At 63.9% G+C, this 20,904-nt stretch carries 23 protein-coding genes; 12 read left to right on the top strand and 11 right to left on the bottom strand.

Annotated features, from left to right (window positions below):
- The first annotated feature begins 103 nt into the window (after positions 1–103).
- Positions 104–544 carry a flagellar protein FlhE gene (locus tag QD356_RS05700; protein WP_192838845.1) on the top strand — a complete coding sequence of 147 codons (441 nt, stop codon included), beginning with the start codon at positions 104–106 and terminating at the stop codon, positions 542–544.
- A gap of 257 nt (positions 545–801) precedes the next feature.
- On the opposite strand, the gene QD356_RS05695 is transcribed toward QD356_RS05700, so the two are convergent.
- The 3 genes from QD356_RS05695 to flgA form a co-directional block, all read right to left on the bottom strand.
- On the bottom strand, positions 802–1,275 hold the full coding sequence (locus QD356_RS05695; RefSeq protein WP_192838844.1) for a flagellar protein FlgN: 474 nt from the start codon (positions 1,273–1,275) through the stop codon (positions 802–804).
- Positions 1,272–1,550, bottom strand: a complete 279-nt coding sequence (gene flgM / locus QD356_RS05690; protein ID WP_192838843.1) for a flagellar biosynthesis anti-sigma factor FlgM — start codon at positions 1,548–1,550, stop codon at positions 1,272–1,274. The genes QD356_RS05695 and flgM overlap by 4 nt, the downstream gene beginning before the upstream one ends.
- A gap of 310 nt (positions 1,551–1,860) precedes the next feature.
- Positions 1,861–2,559 carry a flagellar basal body P-ring formation chaperone FlgA gene (flgA, locus tag QD356_RS05685; protein ID WP_279877102.1) on the bottom strand — a complete coding sequence of 233 codons (699 nt, stop codon included), beginning with the start codon at positions 2,557–2,559 and terminating at the stop codon, positions 1,861–1,863.
- A gap of 551 nt (positions 2,560–3,110) precedes the next feature.
- Here flgA and flgB point away from each other — a divergent pair.
- The 11 genes from flgB (at position 3,111) to flgL (ending at position 14,421) form a co-directional block, all read left to right on the top strand.
- Positions 3,111–3,506: a flagellar basal body rod protein FlgB gene (gene flgB, locus QD356_RS05680; RefSeq protein ID WP_318833290.1), complete on the top strand. Its 396-nt coding sequence runs from the start codon at positions 3,111–3,113 to the stop codon at positions 3,504–3,506.
- Positions 3,506–3,982: a flagellar basal body rod protein FlgC gene (gene flgC, locus QD356_RS05675; protein ID WP_054556609.1), complete on the top strand. Its 477-nt coding sequence runs from the start codon at positions 3,506–3,508 to the stop codon at positions 3,980–3,982. The genes flgB and flgC overlap by 1 nt, the downstream gene beginning before the upstream one ends.
- A 54-nt stretch (positions 3,983–4,036) precedes the next feature.
- Positions 4,037–4,726 carry a flagellar hook assembly protein FlgD gene (locus tag QD356_RS05670; protein WP_131432086.1) on the top strand — a complete coding sequence of 230 codons (690 nt, stop codon included), beginning with the start codon at positions 4,037–4,039 and terminating at the stop codon, positions 4,724–4,726.
- 132 nt (positions 4,727–4,858) lie between these two features.
- Positions 4,859–6,118, top strand: coding sequence for a flagellar hook protein FlgE (gene flgE, locus QD356_RS05665; RefSeq protein WP_192838841.1), 1,260 nt, complete (start codon positions 4,859–4,861; stop codon positions 6,116–6,118).
- A 76-nt stretch (positions 6,119–6,194) separates the two neighbouring features.
- The gene (locus QD356_RS05660; RefSeq protein WP_192838840.1) at positions 6,195–6,962 is read left to right on the top strand and encodes a flagellar basal body rod protein FlgF; all 768 of its coding nucleotides are present in this window, start codon (positions 6,195–6,197) and stop codon (positions 6,960–6,962) included.
- A gap of 26 nt (positions 6,963–6,988) precedes the next feature.
- Positions 6,989–7,771 carry a flagellar basal-body rod protein FlgG gene (gene flgG / locus QD356_RS05655; protein WP_054556613.1) on the top strand — a complete coding sequence of 261 codons (783 nt, stop codon included), beginning with the start codon at positions 6,989–6,991 and terminating at the stop codon, positions 7,769–7,771.
- Positions 7,772–7,892: 121 nt separating this feature from the next.
- The gene (locus QD356_RS05650) at positions 7,893–8,570 is read left to right on the top strand and encodes a flagellar basal body L-ring protein FlgH (RefSeq protein WP_192838839.1); all 678 of its coding nucleotides are present in this window, start codon (positions 7,893–7,895) and stop codon (positions 8,568–8,570) included.
- Between the two features lie 230 nt (positions 8,571–8,800).
- Positions 8,801–9,886: a flagellar basal body P-ring protein FlgI gene (locus QD356_RS05645; protein WP_225996587.1), complete on the top strand. Its 1,086-nt coding sequence runs from the start codon at positions 8,801–8,803 to the stop codon at positions 9,884–9,886.
- A complete protein-coding gene (gene flgJ / locus QD356_RS05640) occupies positions 9,886–11,361 on the top strand; it encodes a flagellar assembly peptidoglycan hydrolase FlgJ (RefSeq protein WP_192838838.1) in 1,476 nt (491 codons plus the stop codon). The genes QD356_RS05645 and flgJ overlap by 1 nt, the downstream gene beginning before the upstream one ends.
- A 158-nt stretch (positions 11,362–11,519) precedes the next feature.
- Complete coding sequence (flgK, locus tag QD356_RS05635; RefSeq protein ID WP_192838837.1) at positions 11,520–13,151, top strand: flagellar hook-associated protein FlgK; 1,632 nt, start codon at positions 11,520–11,522, stop codon at positions 13,149–13,151.
- 10 nt (positions 13,152–13,161) lie between these two features.
- Positions 13,162–14,421: a flagellar hook-associated protein FlgL gene (flgL, locus tag QD356_RS05630; RefSeq protein WP_192838836.1), complete on the top strand. Its 1,260-nt coding sequence runs from the start codon at positions 13,162–13,164 to the stop codon at positions 14,419–14,421.
- A gap of 120 nt (positions 14,422–14,541) precedes the next feature.
- On the opposite strand, the gene fliR is transcribed toward flgL, so the two are convergent.
- The 8 genes from fliR to QD356_RS05590 all read right to left on the bottom strand — a co-directional run bounded on the left by fliR (position 14,542) and on the right by QD356_RS05590 (position 20,892).
- The gene (gene fliR, locus QD356_RS05625) at positions 14,542–15,339 is read right to left on the bottom strand and encodes a flagellar biosynthetic protein FliR (protein WP_225996565.1); all 798 of its coding nucleotides are present in this window, start codon (positions 15,337–15,339) and stop codon (positions 14,542–14,544) included.
- Positions 15,340–15,399: 60 nt separating this feature from the next.
- On the bottom strand, positions 15,400–15,669 hold the full coding sequence (gene fliQ / locus QD356_RS05620; RefSeq protein WP_054556620.1) for a flagellar biosynthesis protein FliQ: 270 nt from the start codon (positions 15,667–15,669) through the stop codon (positions 15,400–15,402).
- A 160-nt stretch (positions 15,670–15,829) separates the two neighbouring features.
- Positions 15,830–16,630: a flagellar type III secretion system pore protein FliP gene (fliP, locus tag QD356_RS05615; RefSeq protein WP_279877094.1), complete on the bottom strand. Its 801-nt coding sequence runs from the start codon at positions 16,628–16,630 to the stop codon at positions 15,830–15,832.
- Positions 16,627–17,286 carry a flagellar biosynthetic protein FliO gene (gene fliO / locus QD356_RS05610; protein ID WP_192838835.1) on the bottom strand — a complete coding sequence of 220 codons (660 nt, stop codon included), beginning with the start codon at positions 17,284–17,286 and terminating at the stop codon, positions 16,627–16,629. Before fliO ends, fliP begins: the two co-directional genes overlap by 4 nt.
- A gap of 13 nt (positions 17,287–17,299) precedes the next feature.
- On the bottom strand, positions 17,300–17,770 hold the full coding sequence (gene fliN / locus QD356_RS05605; RefSeq protein WP_107334750.1) for a flagellar motor switch protein FliN: 471 nt from the start codon (positions 17,768–17,770) through the stop codon (positions 17,300–17,302).
- Positions 17,763–18,779, bottom strand: coding sequence for a flagellar motor switch protein FliM (fliM, locus tag QD356_RS05600; protein WP_192838834.1), 1,017 nt, complete (start codon positions 18,777–18,779; stop codon positions 17,763–17,765). Before fliM ends, fliN begins: the two co-directional genes overlap by 8 nt.
- 6 nt (positions 18,780–18,785) lie before the next feature.
- Positions 18,786–19,274 (bottom strand): flagellar basal body-associated protein FliL, encoded by a 489-nt coding sequence (gene fliL / locus QD356_RS05595; RefSeq protein ID WP_192838833.1) that lies wholly within the window; start codon positions 19,272–19,274, stop codon positions 18,786–18,788.
- Between the two features lie 178 nt (positions 19,275–19,452).
- On the bottom strand, positions 19,453–20,892 hold the full coding sequence (locus QD356_RS05590) for a flagellar hook-length control protein FliK (protein WP_192838832.1): 1,440 nt from the start codon (positions 20,890–20,892) through the stop codon (positions 19,453–19,455).
- Positions 20,893–20,904 lie beyond the last annotated feature (12 nt).

The following is a 20,904-nucleotide window of genomic DNA, read 5'->3' as shown; positions in this document are numbered from 1 at the left end:
GGTGCAGAGAAGAAGGCGAGTGGTGACAGGCTGCAGTACGCCCTGGGCGGGAGTGGCGTCGAGAGCGGAGCTGAGAGCGAAGCAAAAAAGCAGGACGGCACCGATGGCGGCCTTGATGACGGCAGCAGCGCTGTGGGCCGCGACGCTGTCCACGCCGGTGCAGGCCGCCAGCGCGGCGGTGATGATGTCCGTCGAATCGCTGACCATCGCTCAGCGGGGGCATTGGTATATGCGCCCTCTGGCAGTGGCAGATGCCGTGCGTGATTCAGGGCTGATGGCGCCTGACAGGACGCGCGTCACCGCGATTCATTGGCGCTATTCGCTCACGAGTGCGCCGGGGGAATGGCAGATCATGCTCTGCCTGGAAGAGCGCTGCGCCATGCTCGAGGCGAGGCGAGGCAAGTTGACCCTGCCGACCCGGGAGTTGGCGACGGCGCCTTTCTCGCTGAAGGTCTATCGCAATGGGCGTGGCGTACTCAAGCCGGCGGCACATCTGGATGACATCCAGCTGGTGATCGACGTCGAGAGTCTGGAAGGCGCGTGACTGGCGGCGTTGTCAGCGAAAGGGGCTGTCTTTGAATGGCTGATGATGAATGACGGCGATGAGTGGCTGACGATCAGCTGGCTGGTTGGCTAGTGAGTGGCGTGCAGCAGCAGTGTCTGGAGGCTCGGCAGAATGCCGGGCCTCGCGTGTTTCTGGGTCAGTAAAAAGGAAAGACAGTCGGGGTGTGCAGCCCGCGAGCCTCACGCCTTAGGTATTCAAGTCCGGACGCTCAGGCCAGGACAGTCTGGTCAGGACATTCAGGCCGAGACGTTCAGGCGTGAGGCGCCCGCCGCAGGCCGTCCATCGGCGCCGTAATGGCCGGGCGCACGTTGATGCAGGCTGTCGAGAATCTTGCTGTGCAGCGCCATGCGCTGACCGATCAGCTCGCCATTCAGGCGATTGCGTGCCTGGGCGCGGCGCGTCAGCGTCACCAGATGCCACCACTGGGTAGCCAACACCGGCTGGCTGGCGAGCACCGCATGCAGTTCCAGTGGGTCATTGGTGAGCCCTGCGTTGCTCAGCCAGCTGCGCCGGCGGCTCTCCAGCGCTTCCAGGCGGGCGGCGTTGGCCAGCTTGGCTTCGCGCGAGGCCTCAAGGTCTGGCGCGCTCGGCAGGCGTTGGCCCAGCAGGCGCTGTTCTTCCTCGAGCAGGGCGATGAAGTCATTCAGCTCCTGCTCGAGGCCGGAAAAGATCTCGCCCAGCAAGGCCGTCGAGGCGTCATCGAGTGTCATGTGTCACCTTCGAAGGCATCGATCAGGCCTTGTGCGATGCGATCGACATCGATCTTGATGCTGCCATCGGCGATGGCCTGCTTGAGGCTGTCGACGCGCGCCTGGTCGATGTCCTGGCCTGCATCGATCGCGCTGCTGGAAAGCTCGACCTGGGTGGAATCGGCCGTGGAGGTCGCCGCCGTGGTGGCGGTGGTGTCCTTGGCCGTCTCGGGACGCAGTTCGCGCGGGGCTTGAGTGTCGCTGCGCTGTATCGGGCCGCCATGTTCAATCTTCATTGACTGTCCTCTCTGGCCGTCGGGCCGGGCTCGACGACGAGCCTGTCATGGATGGGTTGCGTGCGTTATCTGCGCGCTTGAATCGACTATCGGCCATGCCGGCACAAGCTTTACCCCACACAGGCAATATGGTCCCTCAGGAATGAGGTGTCTGGTGCGGGTGGCGGCTTTTCAGTATCAAGCATTTCGGCCTTCGAGCGTCAGCATGTCTTTCCGGTGCGTCAGCGTGTCGTGGCTGAATGTGCACAGCCAACAGGATGACTCGGGTTGGCCCGGCGCGGCTCAGCTCGGCTCATCTAAACTGAAGTCATCATGGCGCTACCCGCCGCGGCCCGATGACGCGGGCGCGCACCCAGTCGCCCGGAGCGAGTTCGATGCGGATGCGCTCATCGAGCCCCCCAGCCTCCAGTGCCCGCGCACTGCGCTGCATGCTGAAGCCTGTGCCGCTGACCTGGTAGGTCACGGTATCGCCGAAGTTTACCAGCGGGATGGCGCGCACGCTGTTGCGGGTGATGACCTCGCCGGCGCGCAGGCGGCGGCGTACCTCGAAGCCTGACAGTGCCGCGGCGCTCTCGAAGCCATTGCCACGCAACTTGCCCAGTGGCGTCAGTACCGGCGTCAATCTCGCGGGTGCCAGCGGGGCGCCGCTCGCAAGTGGCTGTGGCGTGCTCAGGCGCCAGGCGTAGCGTTCCATGCGAACGCTGACGATATGTTGCTTGCCGTTGGCGCACAGCAGCTGCAGGCGTTTGAGGCCCGGTGCATGGCGGTCACTGCGCGCGGCATTGAGGCTCAGCTGGGGTGCCGAGCATTCTTTCAGGCGGGCGGGCAGGCGACGCAGCTCGAGTTGTACGGAGGCCTCGCTGGGCGCGCCCAGTGGTGGCTCGCCGGGCATGCGCACTCTGACGGGGCCGCTGTCCTCGGCGGTGAAGAAGTCGCTCAATTGCCAGCGCAGGGCCTCGACGGCGCGTGTCTGCGCGTCTTTGACTGAAGGCGCTGTTATTGAAGGCACTGGTGTTGATGAGGCTGATGCTGATGCCTGGGCGGCAGACGGCTGAATGGCAGAGCCGATCGCGTATGAAGTGTTGGCATGCACAGCGGTGCCCGCGGGCAGCAGGACCAATAGCCCGGTGCTGGCGATGGTGCGCCACAGGCCTTTTGCCGTCGTCAGGCCTTTTGTCACAAACAGTCCTTTTGCAACAGACAGTCCTCTAGCCACAGACAGACCTTTCGCTACGCTGATTTTCGGCATGCTGTCTCTCATCGCGAGTGGCGTCCGGGGCGGAAGGCGGGGTCAAGCGTCCCTGGTTCAGGGCACAAGGTTCAGGGCGCTGGATCAGTGCCGCGAGAGATTGTAAGCCGCCCCCGACACCGGCATGGCCAGAAATAGCCGCGATAAAGTGGCTTGTTCTTACCTTCATCCTGGCGCTGGCTGACTATTCTCAGTCCTGCTTTCCGTCATGCTCCCCTACGCGTGAGCTGATCGATGGATGTTCCCTCGCTCACATCAGAGCGAGGTGCCGACAGCGGGGCACTTCCATGTTTGATCGACTTGATTCCCTCATGAGCTTTCACCAGCAGGCACTGGGCCTTCGCGCCGAGCGTCAGCAGGTGCTGGCCACCAATATCGCCAATGCCGACACGCCGGGCTATCTGGCGCGCGATATCGACTTCTCCGCCACCCTGGCCAAGGCGACGGCGGGCAATGCCGCGCCGGGGCCGCTGGCGCTGAACACGACTCAGGCCGGCCATCAGGCCGCCAGTGGGGCGGGGCTGTCGCTGGGCGCGGACCTGCTCTATCGCGTGCCCACACAGCCGAGTCTGGACGGCAATACCGTCGACATGGATGTGGAGCGGGTCAATTTCGCGGACAACAGTCTGCATTACGAGGCCAGCCTTGAGCTTCTGACCGGCAAGATCCAGGGCCTGCGTCTGGCCATGCAATCGGAGAACAGTTGATGGCAGCGTTCAGCATCTTCAACGTCGCGGGTTCCGCGATGGCGGCCCAGTCGCAGCGCATCAATGCCGTGGCCAGCAACATGGCCAACGCTGACAGCGTGGCGGGCCCGGATGGCAAGCCCTATCAGGCGCGTCAGGTGGTGTTCGAGTACGCGCCCCTCGCGCGTCAGGCCAATGCCTCGCTGGCGACGGCCAACCTGGCCGGTGGCGGTCTGGCGACACAGATGGCGTCGCGTAGTGCAGGCCTCGGGGGTGTCAGGGTCAGCTCGGTGGAGCTGAGCGATGCCCCGGCGCGCCAGGAGTATCGCCCCGATCATCCCCTCGCCGACGAGCAGGGCTATGTGACCTTCTCCAATGTCGATCCGGTCGCCGAGATGGTCGACATGATCGCGGCTTCCAAGTCCTACGAGGCCAATGTCGAGGTCTTCAATACCTCCAAGTCCCTGCTGCGCAAGACGCTGACGCTAGGGGAATGACCTTCGCTCGGGGCTTTGGCCTTCTGACCGCTTCTTCTGATTTCGGGTAACCGCATGGCGACGCTAGACACCAGTGTGCTCAACAGCATCAACCAGACCACCACGACCTCCGGCGTCACCGACAGCACGCAGTCGGTGAGCAGTACCGAGGAGCTCAATGATCAGTTCATGACCCTGCTGGTGGCGCAGATGCAGAACCAGGACCCGATGGACCCGGTGTCGAATTCCGACCTGACCGCGCAGCTGGCCCAGATCAGCACCGTCAGTGGTATCGAAGAACTCAACACCACCCTTGAGGGCATCACGGCGCAGATTTCCAGCAGTGAAGCGCTGCAGGCGGCCAGTCTGCTCGATCAGGGCGTGCTGGTCGGCGGCAATGCGGTGCTGGTGGGCAACGCGACCTCGACACCCTTCGGCCTTGAGCTGGCCGACGATGTCGACAATGCCACCGTCGAGGTGCTGGGCGCGGATGGCAGTGTGGTCAAGACCTTCGAGTTGGGCGCATTGGAGGCGGGTATTCATGGCTTCGTCTGGGACGGTTTGCTGGATGATGGCACTGAAGCCGCCGATGGCTCCTACCAGCTGGCCGTGACGGCCGAGCGGGCAGGCGAGAGCTATGACGACCTGCAGACGCTGAGTTATGGCGTGGTCAGTGGCGTCAATCAGACCGACAGCGGTGCTCAGCTGGACCTGGGGCCGGTGTTGGGTGTCGTCAGTCTGGACGCCGTGCGTCAGGTGCTTTGAGCTGAGCCCATGGCGCCGGGATAGCGCCAGCGAGCCCGCCGGACGGGCCACCAGTTTCAGGCCGTTTGGCCGCCCCCGAGCTCGCTGACAGGTCTCGGGCTTTCATCTTCATCGTGATCAAAGGGACAGACCATGGCGTTTTCACAGGCATTGAGCGGCTTGAGTGCGGCGGCAACCAATCTGGATGTGATCGGCAACAACATCGCCAACTCGGAAACGGTAGGCTTCAAGTCCTCCGAGACCCAGTTCGCGGATCTTTATGCCAGTTCTCAGGCGGCGGGTATCGGGGTCCAGGTTGCCTCCATCTCCCAGGACTTCTCGACCGGTTCGCTGGAAACCACCGGGCGTGATCTCGATATCGCGATTTCCGGCGAAGGATTCCTGCGCTTTGCCGACAGCACCGGTCAGGTGGTCTATTCGCGCAATGGCCAGCTCAATGTCGATGCCGATGGCTATATCGTCAATACGCAGGGTGCTCAGCTGACGGGTTATGCCGGCGAGCGAGTCACTGGCGAGCCCGTCGTGCTGCAGGTGCCGACCGCGCCCCTGGCAGCCAGTGCGACCCAGGACAATCTTGCCAACAGCATCTATGGCGCGCAGATATCCATCAATCTGGATTCCGAAGCCGAGCCGACCACCACGACCTTCGATCCGATGGATCCGACCAGCTATGACTATGCGTCGTCGATGACCGTGTATGACAGCCTGGGCAGCGAGCATGTCGTGACGTCGTTCTATACCAAGACCGGCAGCAATACCTGGGATGTTCAGCATGTCATGGACTTCGCCGGCAAGTCGGCCGAATACCAGTCGGATGTGAATGCCGGCATCACCCCGACGGTGGATTTCGATGTCCAGGTGGAGCAGATCAGCTTCGGCACCAATGGCCAGCTGAACAGTGACTATACCCAGACCGCCATGACCTACACCCTCGCGAACGGTGCCGAAGACATGAACTTCAGCATCGATCTGACGGGCAGCACCCAGTACGCCAACGACTACGAGGTCACCTCGCTATCCCAGAACGGCTACACCTCGGGCAGCCTGGTGGGTATCTCCATCGACGGTGACGGGCGGGTGATCGGCAGCTACTCCAATGAACTGACCCAGACGCTTGGCACAATCGCGCTGGCCAACTTCGCCAACGATCAGGGCCTCAAGCCCAACGGCGACAACAGCTGGCTGGCGACCGCCGAATCCGGTGAGCCGCTGGTCGGCGTGCCGGGTGAGGGGGTGTTCGGTGATGTGGTCTCGGGTGCGGTGGAAGCCTCCAACGTCGACCTGACCACCGAGCTGGTCGATCTGATCATCGCCCAGCGCAACTACCAGTCGAATGCCCAGACCATCTCGGTGCAGGACGAAGTCCAGCAGACCGTGATCAACCTGCGTTGATCCGGGCTGACATGATGCCATGTCGCCTGACAGCGCCAGCGCTGCGCGCGTCATCTGACCAGATCGGAGTCGGTTGATGGACAGAATGCTCTACACCGCCATGAGCGGCGCCCAGCGCAGCCTGGCGGCTCAGGATGTCGCCAGTCATAACCTGGCCAACCTCTCGACCACCGGCTTTCGCGAGATGCTGACGCTGTCGCGGGCGGTGGATGTGCAGGGCGAAGGGCTGGCGACACGCGTCTCCAGTCAGCTGACCACCGCGGGGGCCTCGATGGCCCAGGGCACGATCCAGACCACGGATCGCTCGCTGGATGTCGCGCTGGACGGCCCCGGCATGCTGGCCGTGCAGGGCGCGAATGGTGAGGAGCTCTACACCCGCAACGGCGCGCTGCAGATCGATGCCGATGGTGTCCTGACCTCCGGCGGCTTGCCGGTAATGGGCGATGGCGGGCTGATCGAGCTGCCGCTCAACGCCATCGTGCATATCTCCGCCGATGGCAGCGTGAGTGCGCGCTCGGCGGCGGATGCACCTGACACCATGGTGCTGCAGGCCAAGCTCAAGCTGGTCAATCCCGAGGCCATTCCCGGCAGTCAGGCGCTTGTGCGCGGCGAGGACGGCTATTTCCGTCAGCCGCCGACTGCGGCGGGAGAGGCCGCGCCACCGCTGGCTGCCGACCCGCTGGTGCGCGTCGTCTCCGGCGCCCTGGAGAGCAGCAACGTCTCGGCGACCGACGCGATGGTCGCCATGATCAACAACGCGCGCAGTTTCGAGATGCAGATGAAGAGCATCGATACGGCAGAGCGCATGGCCGAGCGTGGCAACAGCCTGCTTGGTACCGACTGACCCCGTAATCACGGCGGAGCCCCCTGATGATTCGTGCCCTATGGACAGCCAAGAGCGGCCTTGAAGCTCAGCAGATGCAGATGGACGTCACGGCCAACAACCTGGCCAACGTCTCGACCAATGGTTTCAAGCAGTCGCGCGCGGTGTTTGAAGATCTGCTCTACCAGAACATGCGCCAGCCCGGCGCTGCCTCCTCTGCCACCACCGAGCTGCCCTCGGGGCTGCAGGTGGGCACCGGGGTGCGCACCGTGGCCACCGAGCGTCTACACATCCAGGGCAATCTGGAGCAGACCGAGAACTCCAAGGATGTCGCGATCAATGGTCAGGGCTTCTTCGCGGTGATGCTGCCGGATGGCACCAATGCCTATACCCGCGATGGCTCCTTCCAGCTCGACAGCACCGGCCAGATGGTCACCGCCAGTGGCTACCCGCTGGACCCGGCGATCGTCATTCCGGCCAATGCCCTGAGTGTCGATATCGCCTCCGATGGCGTGGTCAGTGTCACCCAGCCCGGTTCCACCAACAGCACCGAGGTCGGTCAGCTGCAGCTGTCCACCTTCATCAACCCGACGGGGCTGTTCAGTCGCGGCGAGAATCTGTATTCCGAGACCGATGCCTCGGGGCCGCGCAGTGACAACGTGCCGGGCTTCAATGGTGCGGGCACTCTCTATCAGGGCTTCGTCGAGACCTCCAACGTCAACGTGGTGGAAGAGATGGTGGGCATGATCCAGAACCAGCGCGCCTACGAGATCAATTCCAAGGCCGTGACCACCACCGATCAGATGCTGGAGCGTCTGGTCCAGATGTAAGGGTTGTCGCATGTCGCTTTCGCGTGATCTCCCGGTGGTGGCACTGCCATCCCTGTCAGCTGTTTGCCCAGGTCAGAATGGCTTGGCGTTGCCTGGATTGGCGTTGCCTGGCTGGCGTCGCATGCGCCGCGCGCTGGCCGGATTGGCGATGCTGACCATGACGCTGGTAGGCGCCGGGTGCGCCCATATCCCCAGCGAGCCGCTGGTCGATACCACACCAATGGAATCGACGATGCAGCCGCGCCCGGAACCGATGGCCAATGGCGCCATCTTCCAGCCGCTGTATGGCAACCAGCCGCTGTTCGAGGATCGCCGCCCGCGTGCCATCGGCGACATCATCACCATCCTGCTCGACGAGAATGTCAGCGCCAGCAAGAGCTCGGCCAGCAATGCCAGCCGCGACGGCAGCCTCGGTTTCTCGCTGACCGCCATCCCCGATTTCATGACGGGGCTGCTGGATGGCACCGATGCCGATATCGAGGGCGAGAATGATTTCACCGGCAGCGGTGGCTCGAATGCCAACAACAGTTTCACCGGCACCATCACCGTAACGGTCAGTCAGGTGCAACCCAACGGCAATCTGGAAGTGCGCGGCGAGAAGCGCATCGCGATCAATCAGGGCACCGAGTCGATTCGCTTTTCCGGAGTGGTCAATCCGCGCACGATTTCCTCGGCCAATACGGTGCAATCCACCCAGGTGGCCAGTGCACGCATCGAATATGTCGGTGATGGCTATATCAACGAGGCGCAGAACATGGGCTGGATGCAGCGCTTCTTCCTCAATCTGGCGCCGTTCTGAGCCTGGCGTGCTGATTGCCGTGCAATGTTCTGTAGAGAATTGTTTTGCAGAGACTTGTTCTGCACTGACTTGTTCTGCAGAGGCTTGTTCTGCAGAGAATTGTGCCGCGAATTGCCCCGCCCTGAAGGGTCCGTCCCGATTTCTTACCATGCTGTCCCATCATGAGTCGCTATCCGATGCCTGAGATGCTCCCTTATCCCCGCTGGCGCGCTGCGCTGGCCGCCTGCCTGATGCTGGTGAGCTGCCTGGCCCTGACGTTGCAGTCGGCGCAGGCCGATCGCATCAAGGACCTCGCCCAGGTGCGCGGCGTGCGTGACAACCCGCTGGTCGGCTACGGCCTGGTGGTGGGGCTGGATGGCAGTGGGGACCAGACCACCCAGGCGCCGTTCACTGGCCAGAGTCTGACCAACATGCTCTCCCAGCTGGGCGTGACGGTGCCGTCGGGCACCAACATGCAGCTCAAGAACGTGGCGGCGGTCATGGTCACCGCCAGCCTGCCGGCCTTCGCAAGCTCCGGTCAGCCCATCGATGTCGTGGTGTCGTCGCTGGGCAATGCCAAGAGTCTGCGCGGTGGCACCCTGTTGATGACGCCGCTCAAGGGCGTGGATGGCCAGGTCTACGCGCTGGCGCAGGGCAATCTGATCATCGGTGGCGCCGGTGCCTCGGCCGGCGGTTCCAGCGTGCAGGTCAACCAGCTCACGGCCGGGCGTATTCCCAGTGGCGCGACGGTGGAGCGCGGCGTGCCGACGCGTCTCGGTGATGAGAATGGCGTGATCCATCTCGATCTGTTCGAGGGCGATTTCAATCATGCCCAGAACGTCGCCAGCGCCATCAATCGCAACTTCGGCGGCTCGCTGGCCTCGCCGCTCAGCAGTCGCGATATCGTGGTGCAGGCACCGCGTGACCTCAGTCAGCGTGTCGGGTTCATCGCCAGGCTCGAGAACATCGAAGTCGCCCTGGGTGTGCCGCGTGCGCGTGTGGTGGTCAATGCGCGGACCGGCTCGGTGGTGATGAATTCCGAAGTGCGCCTGGCGCGCGCTGCGGTCACCCACGGCAACCTGTCGGTGGTTATCGACGCCAATCCGGTGATCAGTCAGCCTGCGCCGCTGTCCCAGGGGCAGACGGCAGTGGTCAACGACCCCGATATCAGCGTGAATCAGCAGGGCGGTGCGCTGCGCATGGTCGAGGGAACTGCCAGTCTGCAGGAGGTCGTCGATGGCCTGAATGCGCTGGGCGCCACGCCGCAGGACCTGGTCTCGATTCTGGAAGCGCTCAAGGCAGCCGGTGCGCTGCGTGCTGATCTCGAGGTGATCTGATGAGTGTGCTTGGTAGCGGTGCCAACGTGGATGCCGGTCGTCTGGCCTTCGATACCCAGGGTCTGGCGAGCCTCAAGGGGGCGGCCAGCAGTGGCGGCGAGCGTCAGCAGGAGGCGCTGGAGGAGAGTGCGCGTCAATTCGAGGCCTTGATGCTCAACATGATGCTCAAGCAGATGCGCTCGGCCACCGAGAACTCAGCGCTGACCGGCTCCCAGCAGCAAGAGATGATGACCTCGATGCTGGACCAGCAGCTCTCCCAGCAACTGGCCAGTGTCGGCGACGGTATCGGCCTGTCGAAGATCCTGATTCAGCAGTTGTCTTCCAGCACGGCGACGGGCACGAACAAGGATCGCAGCACCGCAATCTCCCCTAGCGCTGCAGTGAATGGTGAGTCGGACGATGAACAGGGTGCCGATGACTGGTTGTCGGCGGTAGGGCTGCCCCCGGAGGTGGGCGCGGCTCGCGAAGGTGACTGGCAGGCGGCGGTGGAGACACGCGCTGCAGACGAGGTTACCGGCTTCATGGCGATGCTCGATACGCTGGCGCCCGGCGACATGGCGCGAGGCGTCTATGCCGAATTGCCGATGGCGACGACAGGCAAGGATGACGTGTCTGACACCGTCAGCCCGGTGACAGTGACCGACGTGGCAGCGCTCAGCGAGCAACAACGCCGTCAGCCCGAGAATGTACAGCGCTTCGTGGCGGAATTTGGCCCCGCCGCTCAGGCGGCCAGTCGTGAAAGCGGGCTGCCCGCAGAATTGATTCTGGCCCAGGCCGCGCTGGAAACGGGCTGGGGTGAGCGTCGTATCCACACCGAGGCCGGCACTGACAGCCATAACCTGTTCGGCATCAAGGTCGGCAGCAGCTGGCAGGGCGACAGCACCACGGTGCTGACCACCGAATATCGCGATGGGCGCCGCATGCGTCTTGAAGACAGCTTCCGCGTCTATCCCGATCAGGCCAGTGCGCTGCGCGATCATGCCGCACTGCTGACCGGCGCCCAGCGTTATGCCCACGTGACCCGGTCGCCGGACGCCGAGAGTGCCGCGCGCGCCTTGCAGGAGGCGGGCTACGCCACTGACCCGCACTATGCCGACAAGCTGATCTCGATCATGAGTCGGGTCGGCCCGCTGGAGGCCAGCGGCACTCTCGAGACACAGGAAACCCGCCTGGCATCACGCGATGCCGTGCCTGCGTCATCGTCTGTCGCAACCGCCAACTCAGGCTCCCCGCGCGGGCTGCTTGAGGCTTCTGCGCCGCTGTTTGCCCTCGATGCGCGCGATGCTCAGCCGCTGGTCCAGATGTCGTCTGCGACGGATGTGGCGTCTGCGGCGGATGTGGCGTCTGCGACGGGTGTGGCGTCTGCGACGGGTTTGGCGTCTGCGACGAATAAAGAGATCGGTACTGGCAGTGAAGGCACTGCATCAGGTGCCATCCAGTTGGCGATGGGCCGTTCAGAGCCGCTGATCCGCTAGAGCCGCTGATGACGATTCACTGTCGATGAATTGCTGGCAACTATTGCTGCCTACGGTCTCAAGTTGGCGTCTGGCGCGCCGATAATCACAGCATCCGTACGCCGGTGTGGCGTCATTCACCTTCTCCCTTTTCCCATTGTTCCTTTCAGGTAAACGCCATGGCCAGCAGCATGTTGAGTATCGGTGTCAGTGGTCTGCAAGCCGCCCAGACGGCGCTTGCCACCAACAGCAACAACATCGCCAACGTCTACACGCCGGGCTATAGCCGTGAAACGGTCGAACTGAGTGGCAGCAGTGGTGGCGGTGTGAGCGTGGCGTCGATCAGCCGCCAGACCGACAGCTATCTCTCGGCGCAGCTGGACAGCGCCATGAGCGCCAGCACGGCGCTTGAGACCCACGAAGCCAACATCAGTCAGATCGACAATCTGCTCGCCGATGACGAGGCGGGCCTGGCGCCGTTGATGCAGGAGTTCTTCGGCGCCATCGAAGGCGTGGCCAGTCAGCCGAGTGATCCGGCGGCGCGCGAGAGCCTGCTGGGCAGCGCCGAGAGTCTGGCCGGGCAGTTCAATGCCTTCTCTGCCTATCTGGATGACATGGACTCTGCGGTCAATTCACAGCTCGGTGATGTGGTCGGCGATATCAACACTGCCACCAGCCAGATCGCCTCGCTCAACGAGCAGATTTCCCTGACGCGTGCGCGTACCGGCGAAGAGCCACTGGGCCTGCTGGACCAGCGTGATCAGGCGGTGACCGACCTGCAGACGCTGGTCGGCGTCGAGGTGCAGGAACAGGATGGTCGGCTGAGCGTCAGCCTCGGCAACGGCCAGCTGCTGGTCAACGGCAGCAGCAATTACGAACTGGCCGTGGAGCCCGACCCGCAGGACATGAGCCGTTCGGTGGTCACTTACAGCGTGGCGCCGGGCGTCACCAGCGCCATCGATGAGGCGCAGCTCGAAGGTGGCACCCTGGGCGGGTTGTTGAGCTTCCGCGCCGACAGCCTCGAGCCGACCCAGAATCAGCTCGGCCAGTTGGCCGCGGGGCTGGCGTTGACCTTCAATGCCCAGCACGCCGACGGTGTCGACGCCAATGGCAACGCGGGGGGCGACTTCTTCACCCTCGGCGATCCGGAAGTGCTGCCGGCCAGCGGCAATGCCGCCGGAGCGGACCTTGAGGTGACATTCGCCCCCGCCACCCAGCAGGAAGGTGACGACTTCTACAGTATCGCGCTGACCGGCGATGACTACCGCCTGAGTCTTGACGGCGGCACCTATCAGCTGGAAAACCTCAGCAGCGGCGCCGTGCAGACCCTGACCCCGGACAGCGAAGGCGTGATGCGCCAGGATGGCCTGGTGTTCACCGCCACCGGCATGGCGGACGGTGACAGCTTCACCATCCAGCCGACGCGCAATATCGCCGATACCTTCGGGGTCGCGATCGACGAGGGCGCCGAGATCGCCGCGGGTTCCAGCGACGCCAGCCTCGACAACCGCAACATTCTCGCCCTGCAGTCACTGCAGAGCAGCGACGCCCTGGGCAGCGCCGGCAGCTTCAATGATCACTACGCGTCACTGGTCAGCCAGGTCGGCAACCAGACCCGTCAGGTGCAGGTCAACCTGGAGGCTCAGCAGGGCCTGACCGAGCAGCTGTCGGCGGCAGACCAGTCGATCTCGGGGGTCAATCTGGATGAAGAGGCCGCGGACCTGATCCGTTATCAGCAGTATTACCAGGCCAACGCCCAGGTCATCCAGACCGCGTCGACGGTGCTGGATACCATTCTGAACATCCGCTAACGAGGCCGTGATGCGCATCAGTACCCAAACCCTCTATGCCCAGGGCGTCACCTCGATGCTGGATCAGCAGGCGGCGTTCTCCAAGGTGTCCGAGCAGCTGGCCACCGGCAAGCGCGTGGTCAATCCCTCGGATGACCCGAGTGCGGCCAGCCAGGCGGTGACGATCTCGCAGTCCCAGGCCGTCAATGAGCAGTTCAGTGACAGCCGCACCACGGCGCGCAACAACCTCTCCATCGAGGAAAGCGCGCTCAATCAGATCACCGACACCATCACGCGTGTCCAGAGCCTGATCGTGCAGGCGGGCAACGGCACCCTCAGTGACAGCGACCGTGATGCGCTGGCCACCGAGCTTGAAGGCAGCCGCGAAGTGCTACTGGGGCTGGCCAACAGCACCGACGGCAACGGCAACTATCTGTTCGGCGGCATGAGCGGTGATACGGCGCCCTTTGGCGAGGATGGCAGCTATCGCGGCGATGATGAGCAGCGCCAGCAACGCGTCGACAGCTCGCGCCTGATGGAGGTCAATCATACCGGCAGCCAGATCTTTGGCGGCGTGGCATCCGGCAATCAGCAGCTGGCCCGCCAGACCAGCGAGAGCGAGTCGTCACTGCCGATCACCTTCAAGGGCCCGGAAGTCGTTGATGCCGCGGCGCGGGTGGATGGTGCGGCCTACAGCGTCAGCATCGATGCCGCTGGCGTCACGATCAGCGGCACCGATGCCGATGGCAATGATCTCCAGGTCCTGGATGGCGAAGGCAACCCGCTGCCATCGCCCATGGCGTTCAGCGATGGCATGACGCTTGCGTTCAATGGCCTGTCGATGACGCTGTCCGGTGACGAGCAACAGGTCGCTGAGGCCCAGGCTGAAGGCAAGGCAACGCAGCTGGTGGTCGAGGAGGGTGAGGCCAGCGCCGATCTGTTCGCCAACCTGGATGGGCTGATCACTGCGCTGAGCACGCCGATCGAGAGCGAGGCCGACCAGGCCGCCTTCAACAACGCCATCTCGACCGCCAGTCGCCAGTTCAGCAACAGTCTCGACAATGTGCTGACGGTGCGCGCCGATGTCGGCACCAAGCTCAACGAGCTGGATTCGCTGGATATCATCGGGGATGACCGTGAGCTCAACTATGCCTCGACACGCTCTGACCTGATCGATCTGGACTACAACGAGGCGATCTCCGACTACTCGCTGACCCAGGTGGGGCTGCAGGCCTCCCAGCAGGCGTTCTCGGATATCTCGGGCATGTCGCTGTTCGACTATCTGCGCTGAGTGATGGCGTGACCGCGTTCGAAAAATGATGAAAAAGCCGCACTGGATACTCGCTCTCGCGATGGCATTCGGTGCGGCTCTTGCGTGCTGGTGGTTGCTTTTCAGTTCAGTGCTTGCGTGTCATGGCATCGTGCCCAGGCCTTCATGCACGGCCTGGAAGGCGCCCAGCGCCTGACGGAACAACAGCGACAGCCAGTCCGTCATGCCCGGCATCATCAGCCACAGCATCGCGATGCCCAGCAGCAGGGTCAGCGGGAAGCCGATCGAGAACACCGACAGCTGCGGTGCCGAGCGGTTGAGTACGCCCATCGCGAGGTTGATCGCCAGCAGCGAGGCGACCAGCGGCAAGGCCAGCAGCAGGCCGGCGCTGAACAGGCTGGCGCTCCACAGCAACAGATTCTCGAGCCCGACGGGCCCCATGCGGCGCAGGTCGAGGGGAATCTCGTGGAAGTGGGTGACCAGGATTTCCAGTACCAGCAGATGGCCATTGAAGGCCAGAAACAGCAGCATGGCCAGCATGCCCAGCAGACGCGACAGCACCTGGGTATTGGTGCCGGTGTCGGCCGAGAAGAAGCTGGCGAAGGCCAACCCCATCTGCAAGCCGATGAATTCCCCGGCCGCCTCGACGATGGCGAAGGTGATGCGCATCACCAGGCCCAGTGCCAGGCCGACGCCCATCTGCAGTGCCAGCTGCCAGACGGCGGCCGGGCCGAGCACATCCACCGGGGGCGGGCTCTCGACCAGCGGCGCGATGATCAGCGCCAGGCCAAAGGCCATCAACAGGCGCACTGGCGTCGGCAGGCTGCGGTGACCGAACAGCGGCGCGCTGATCATGAAGCCGGACAGGCGCGCGAAGGGCCACATCACGCTCAGCAGCAGGGCCTGGAGATGCTCGGGGGACAGCAGGTCATTCGGCAATGGAGCGGCCTCCCGCCGGGAGTGCGTCGGGCTTTACGGTGACGCTCATCGGTGCATCGCTCATCCGATCAGGTGCGGGAAGCCGGTGAAGACGCTGCGCGTGAAGTCCATCAGCGTCTCCAGCAACCAGGGGCCGGCCAATACCAGGGTGCCGAACACGCCGAGAATCTTGGGGATGAAGGACAGGGTCATCTCGTTGATCTGGGTCGCGGCCTGGAACAGGCTGACGATCAGGCCGATGAACAGGGCGCTGGCCAGCAGCGGGCTTGCCACCAACAGGGTGATGTACATGGCATGCGAGGCCAGGCTGGTGATGACTTCAGGTGTCATGGCGGCGCGTTCTCGATGGGCAGATGGGAGGTGTCGAGGCTGGCAGTGCACGGTTGCGCGGCACGGTTGCGCGGCACGGTTGCGCGTCACGACGAGAAAGCCCGGTGACGGCGTGATGTCAGGGCCTGGCTCAGTAGAAGCACTCTCAGTAGAAGCTCTCTCAGTAGAAGCTCTCGGCCAGCGACCCCAGTAGCAGCTGCCAGCCATCGACCATCACGAACAGCATCAACTTGAAGGGCAGCGAGATGGTGGCGGGTGGCACCATCATCATCCCCAGCGCCATCAGCACACTTGCCACTACCAGGTCGATGATCAGGAAGGGCACGAACAGGCTGAAGCCGATCTGGAAGGCGGTCTTCAGCTCGCTGGTGACGAAGGCCGGCAGCAGCACGCGCCACGGCACGTCCTGCGGGGTCTGGATTTCCTCGACCTTGGCCAGGCGCGCGAACAGGGCGATATCCGGCTCACGCACCTGACCGAGCATGAAGTCGCGCAGTGGATCGCCGCCACGTTCGATGGCTTCCTGCAGGCTGATGGCCTGGCTGTCATAGGGTTGCCAGGCCTCGTCGTAGATGCGCTCCAGCACCGGCGACATCACGAAGAAGGTCAGAAACAGCGCGATGCCGACCAGCACCTGATTGGGCGGCGCAGACGCGGTACCCAGCGCGGTGCGCAGCAGGCCGAGCACGATGATGATGCGGGTAAAGGCACTCATCATCAGCAGGGCCGCCGGCAGCAGGGCGAGGCCACTGAGCAGGATCAGCGTCTGGATATTCAGTGACCAGGACTCGCCGCCGTCCGGCAGTGGCTGGCTGGTCAGGCCGCTGAGCACATCGGCGTGCGCCGCTTGGCTGGTCAGCAGGCATGCCGACAATGCGATCAATAGCCCTGTCAGCAGCTCTCTTGTCTTCAGCCTTCCTGCTTTCTTCAAGCCCGGCGACAACCTCACCAGCCCCGTCATGAGCGAGGCTCCGCGTCATCTGTCTTGTCTGAGGTAGTAGTTTGCGTCACATCAGAGGGCGTCGTGGCGGACGTGGCAGCCGGCGAGCGTCTGGCAAGACGATCGCGCAGCAGCTCGGCGAAGCCGGCCGCGGCACCGCTCCCGCCGGTTGCGGAGGCAGGCGAGGCCAGCGATGCGTCGTTCGGAGTGCTGCCATCGTCTGCGGGCACCAGGCCGCCATTCTCGGCCGTCAGCTCACCGAGGGAGGTGATGCCCGCCGGCCCGACGCCCAGCAGCAATTGCTGGTTGCCCACCGCTACCACCACCAGGCTCTGCTTGTGACCCAGCGCCAGACGCGCCAGCGGGCGCAGGGCAATGCGATTGCCGCGCAGTGTCTGGGCACCCCCGAGTGTCTTCATCAGCCAAGCCAGCAGCAGGATCACGCCGATCACGCCGGCAAGTGCCAGCCCGGTATTGACCAGGCTGGCCGCCCCCAGCGGTGAGCTGTGGCCTGTGTCGGCAGTCAGGTTTGCGTCGCTACCGAGAAAGGCCGGTGACGGCGCCTGAGTGCTGGCGCTGGTATTGGCGCTGACATTGCTGCTGGCGTTGGCAGCGCTGTAGGGCGCCGACTCGGCATCCGGCAGCAAGATCGCGCCGTCAGGGGCATCGGAGGTCATGACAGGAACAGCCTTAGCGGTTGAGCTTCTGTACCCGCTCATTGGGGGTGATGATTTCCGTGATGCGGATACCGTACTTGTCCTCGACCACGACCACCTCGCCCTGAGCGATCAGATAGCCGTTGATCAGGATGTCCATCGGCTCACCGGCCAGGCCATCCAGCTCGATCACCGAGCCCTGCGACAGCTCCAGCAGCTGCTTGATGGTCAGGCGCGTGCGCCCCAGCTCCACGGTCATCTTGACCGGGATGTCCATGATCATGTCCAGCTCACGCGGACGTGCGCCGCCACCGCTGCCATCGAGGGGCTCGAAGATGTCGCCGCCCTGGGGGGCAGCCTCGCTCTGCTGTTCTTCCAGCGCCTTGGCCCACTCGTCGCCCATCTGCTCGGTCATCGCATCGGCCCAGGGGTCGTCAGTGCCGGATGTCGGGGAATTCGGTGTGGCCTTGGGCGCGGGCGCGTCTGGCGAATTGGGCTCACTCATCGCCGCTGTCCTCGCTGGCAGTGTTGATCGGATGATTGATGATGCGGGTCACGCGCAGGGCGCGGTGGCCATTGGCGCGTCCGAAACCGGCTTCGAGAACCGGCACATTGTTGACGTAGGCGTTGACGCGCTCGGGCTTCTCGATGGGCAGCACATCGCCCACGGAAAGTTCGGCCAATGCGCCCAGCGTGGTGGTGATGCTGGCAAAGTCGGCGTGCAGCTCGACATCGGTGGCGCGCACTTCCTTGCGCAGGCGCTCGCCCCAGCGACTGTCACCCTCGGCGCTGGTTTCCTGCAGCGGGCTCGAGAGCAGCTCGCGGTGCGGCTCGATCATCGAGTAGGGCAGGCAGATCTGGAAGTCGCTGCTGTGATTGCCGACCTCCAGATGGAAGCTGGTGCACACCACGATCTCGTTGGGCGAACTGGTGATATTGGCGAACTTGACCTGCATCTCGCTGCGCAGATAGTCGGTTTCCACGGCGTAGACCGCCGACCAGGCGTCGCGGTAGGCATTCAAGGCCAGCTGCATCAGGCGCTGGATGACGCGTTGTTCGGTGCGCGTGAATTCGCGACCCTCTGACTTGGTCACGAAGCGGCCGTCACCGCCGAACAGGCTGTCGACCACCATGAACACGAGACTGGGCGGAAACACCAGCATCGAGGTGCCGCGCAGCGGCTTCATGGTGAACAGGTTGATGTTGGTCGGCACCGGCACGTTGCGGGAAAATTCGTTGTAGCTCAGGAACTGCACCGGCCCGGCGGTGATATCGGCGCCGCGGCGGATCAGGTTGAACAGCCCCATGCGGAACTGGCGACTGAAACGCGAGTTGATGATATCCAGGGCATGCAGGCGATCCCGGATGATGCGGTGCTGGCTCGCCGGGTCGAAGGGGCGAATGCGCGCTTCGGCGGGCGTGCTCGAGGCGTCAGCCGTTGCACCGCTGTCACCGTTCACGCCGGAGAGCAGAGCATCGATTTCGTCCTGTGACAGCAGATCGTCTTGAGCCATGGCCAGTTATTGCACGATGAAGTCGTTATACAGCACACCGGAGATGGCCAGTGGCTGGCCGCCTTCACTGTAGGGGCGCGAAAGCGCCTCGGTCAGGGTGCTCTGCAGCGTCTGCTTGCCGGCCTGGGTGATCAGCTCATCCGGGCTCTGGCCCGACAGCAACAGCAGCAGACGGCTCTTGAGTTCGGGCTTGAGTTCTTCCACGCGCGCCACCGCGTCCTGATCGGCCATCTTGAGCGTGATGCCGATATAGAGCAGGCGATTGCCGCGCGGGCTTTCCAGGTTGACCGTGAAGGGCGCCAGCGGCATGAAGACCGGCGGTGGCACGACCACGACTTCCGGCTCGGCGTCCTGTGCGGCCTTCTGATCACTGAGCATCGGCAGTGCGAAATAGACGGCCACTAGCGCCGCGATCACGGCACTCATCAGGCTGATGACCCCGATCAGCAGCCAGGAGCGACGCTGACTGGCGGGGGAGGTGATAATCGTTGACATCGTGGTGCGGTGTCCCTGGAGTCGGTGGCGGGGCCAGTATGACCGAAGGCGTGGTTATCGAACGGCGGAATAACGCCACGTGCGAGCGCTTACTTGAATGATGACGCGCCAGGCGGACTCATCTGGCAGCTACCTGACGGGAGCCGCTGACACAAGCACCTGGCAAGCGCCAGGCCCGTCATGCCTGCCATTCACGCTGTCCCCAGGCTGCCTGGGATGCACTTGCAAGATTGCTTGTGAGATTGCTTGTGAGATTGCCCGCGGCGAGGCTTCCCTCCATGGCGTCAGCGCTTGTGCTGGCATCACTCGCCGGCTGACCCTCGATGTGCTGGGCGAACTGACCCTGATTGGCCGAGTTGTCCGCCGCCCCGTCCGGTGTGTTGTCAGGTGTGTCGTCCGGAGTACTGAAACTGATCGCCGTCAGCTCGTGCCCCCGGGATTCCAGCGCCTGACGCAGCTCGCTCAGGGATGACTCGACAGCCGAGCGCACCTGTTGGTGGCCCGCGACGAAGTGCGCACTGGTGCCCTGTTCGCCGATGTTGAGGCGAATGGTCAGCTTGCCCAAGTTGGCCGGATTGAGCGCGATCTCGGCCTGCGGCGACTTGCTCAGCTGCATGCGTACCACCTGCTCGCTGAGTGCCTGTTGCCAGGCCTGAGTGCCGACGCTTGCGGGGATCAAGGTGCCCGCCTGTGATGCCAAGCCCGCTGGAGTGGCTGCTGGATTGCCCGCGCCATTGAGCATGGCGCCGCTGCCTGCAGCGGTCGAACTCGACGCGCCAGCAGATGACGCACCCGATAGCAGGGACTGATCGCCACCGCTACGTGAAGAATTTGCATCAAGCAGGGCGCCGTCGGCCTTGGCGGTGACGCCTTCAATGGCCTCCTCGGACAGTGGACCCAGCGCGCCACCCGTCAGCGAGGAGGGCGCATCTTGGCTCAGGCTGCCTGCCGCTGTTGCGGAGGTTCTGCTGCTGGGCGCCTGATCCGCAATCGCGCCGTCCAGTCCCGCCGCCGCAGGATTGTGCAACACAGCGAGCCAGTCACCTTGCAGCGCCGTGCTGCCCGCTGTAGAGAGCGCCTGCGTGCTAGCGAGCGTTGCCGCTGCCGCTTTCAGTGCTGCCTGGTCGCTGCCAGAGGCGTCTTGACCGCCTTGCGTGAGTTGCTGCAGCTGTTGCGTGCGCGAGATGCCGCGCTCGACGCTGCTATCCAGTCGTGAGGCCTTGAGTGGCTGCGCTGATCGCTGTCCGTTTGCCGATGAGGGCTGGGCAGGCGGGAGGGTGCCGCTCTGGAGGGCGGCAGCGACCGGGTCCGGAGTGAGTGAGGTGTCTGACGATGCTGCCTGAGTCTGCTCGAGGTGCTGGGCATGCTTGTCTTCAGCCGCCTCGCGACGCTCGACACGCTGCTGCTGTGCGTCTTGCGCTTGCGTCTGCACCGCTTGCCTGTCCTGCTGACGATCCTCACGCTGCGCGCGTGACAGATGTGCCTCGAAGGCGCTCTCTGCGGAAGACGAGCTGACGTCGTCGCGCGAGCTAGCCTCCTCAGAGGAGACCTTGGCGCTGGTCGGCGCCCTGGTTGGCGAGGTGGCCGACAACATCGAGATGCGTGCAGTGTCCGTCATGGTGTCACTCCT

This window comes from Cobetia sp. 2AS (assembly GCF_029846355.1).
GTDB classification, from domain to species: Bacteria; Pseudomonadota; Gammaproteobacteria; order Pseudomonadales; family Halomonadaceae; genus Cobetia; species Cobetia amphilecti.
Note: the sequence above shows the minus strand (reverse complement) of the source record. Positions and strands in the feature narration are given on the sequence as shown.

Coding starts and splice junctions, on each gene's coding strand:
- QD356_RS05700 (WP_192838845.1), top strand. CDS start 104: ATGGCGGCCTTGATGACGGCAGCAGCGCTGTGGGCCGCGACGCTGTCC.
- QD356_RS05695 (WP_192838844.1), bottom strand. CDS start 1,275: ATGACACTCGATGACGCCTCGACGGCCTTGCTGGGCGAGATCTTTTCC.
- flgM (WP_192838843.1), bottom strand. CDS start 1,550: ATGAAGATTGAACATGGCGGCCCGATACAGCGCAGCGACACTCAAGCC.
- flgB (WP_318833290.1), top strand. CDS start 3,111: ATGAGCTTTCACCAGCAGGCACTGGGCCTTCGCGCCGAGCGTCAGCAG.
- flgC (WP_054556609.1), top strand. CDS start 3,506: ATGGCAGCGTTCAGCATCTTCAACGTCGCGGGTTCCGCGATGGCGGCC.
- QD356_RS05670 (WP_131432086.1), top strand. CDS start 4,037: ATGGCGACGCTAGACACCAGTGTGCTCAACAGCATCAACCAGACCACC.
- flgE (WP_192838841.1), top strand. CDS start 4,859: ATGGCGTTTTCACAGGCATTGAGCGGCTTGAGTGCGGCGGCAACCAAT.
- QD356_RS05660 (WP_192838840.1), top strand. CDS start 6,195: ATGGACAGAATGCTCTACACCGCCATGAGCGGCGCCCAGCGCAGCCTG.
- flgG (WP_054556613.1), top strand. CDS start 6,989: ATGATTCGTGCCCTATGGACAGCCAAGAGCGGCCTTGAAGCTCAGCAG.
- QD356_RS05650 (WP_192838839.1), top strand. CDS start 7,893: ATGCGCCGCGCGCTGGCCGGATTGGCGATGCTGACCATGACGCTGGTA.
- QD356_RS05645 (WP_225996587.1), top strand. CDS start 8,801: ATGCTGGTGAGCTGCCTGGCCCTGACGTTGCAGTCGGCGCAGGCCGAT.
- flgJ (WP_192838838.1), top strand. CDS start 9,886: ATGAGTGTGCTTGGTAGCGGTGCCAACGTGGATGCCGGTCGTCTGGCC.
- flgK (WP_192838837.1), top strand. CDS start 11,520: ATGGCCAGCAGCATGTTGAGTATCGGTGTCAGTGGTCTGCAAGCCGCC.
- flgL (WP_192838836.1), top strand. CDS start 13,162: ATGCGCATCAGTACCCAAACCCTCTATGCCCAGGGCGTCACCTCGATG.
- fliQ (WP_054556620.1), bottom strand. CDS start 15,669: ATGACACCTGAAGTCATCACCAGCCTGGCCTCGCATGCCATGTACATC.
- fliP (WP_279877094.1), bottom strand. CDS start 16,630: ATGACGGGGCTGGTGAGGTTGTCGCCGGGCTTGAAGAAAGCAGGAAGG.
- fliO (WP_192838835.1), bottom strand. CDS start 17,286: ATGACCTCCGATGCCCCTGACGGCGCGATCTTGCTGCCGGATGCCGAG.
- fliN (WP_107334750.1), bottom strand. CDS start 17,770: ATGAGTGAGCCCAATTCGCCAGACGCGCCCGCGCCCAAGGCCACACCG.
- fliM (WP_192838834.1), bottom strand. CDS start 18,779: ATGGCTCAAGACGATCTGCTGTCACAGGACGAAATCGATGCTCTGCTC.
- fliL (WP_192838833.1), bottom strand. CDS start 19,274: ATGTCAACGATTATCACCTCCCCCGCCAGTCAGCGTCGCTCCTGGCTG.
- QD356_RS05590 (WP_192838832.1), bottom strand. CDS start 20,892: ATGACGGACACTGCACGCATCTCGATGTTGTCGGCCACCTCGCCAACC.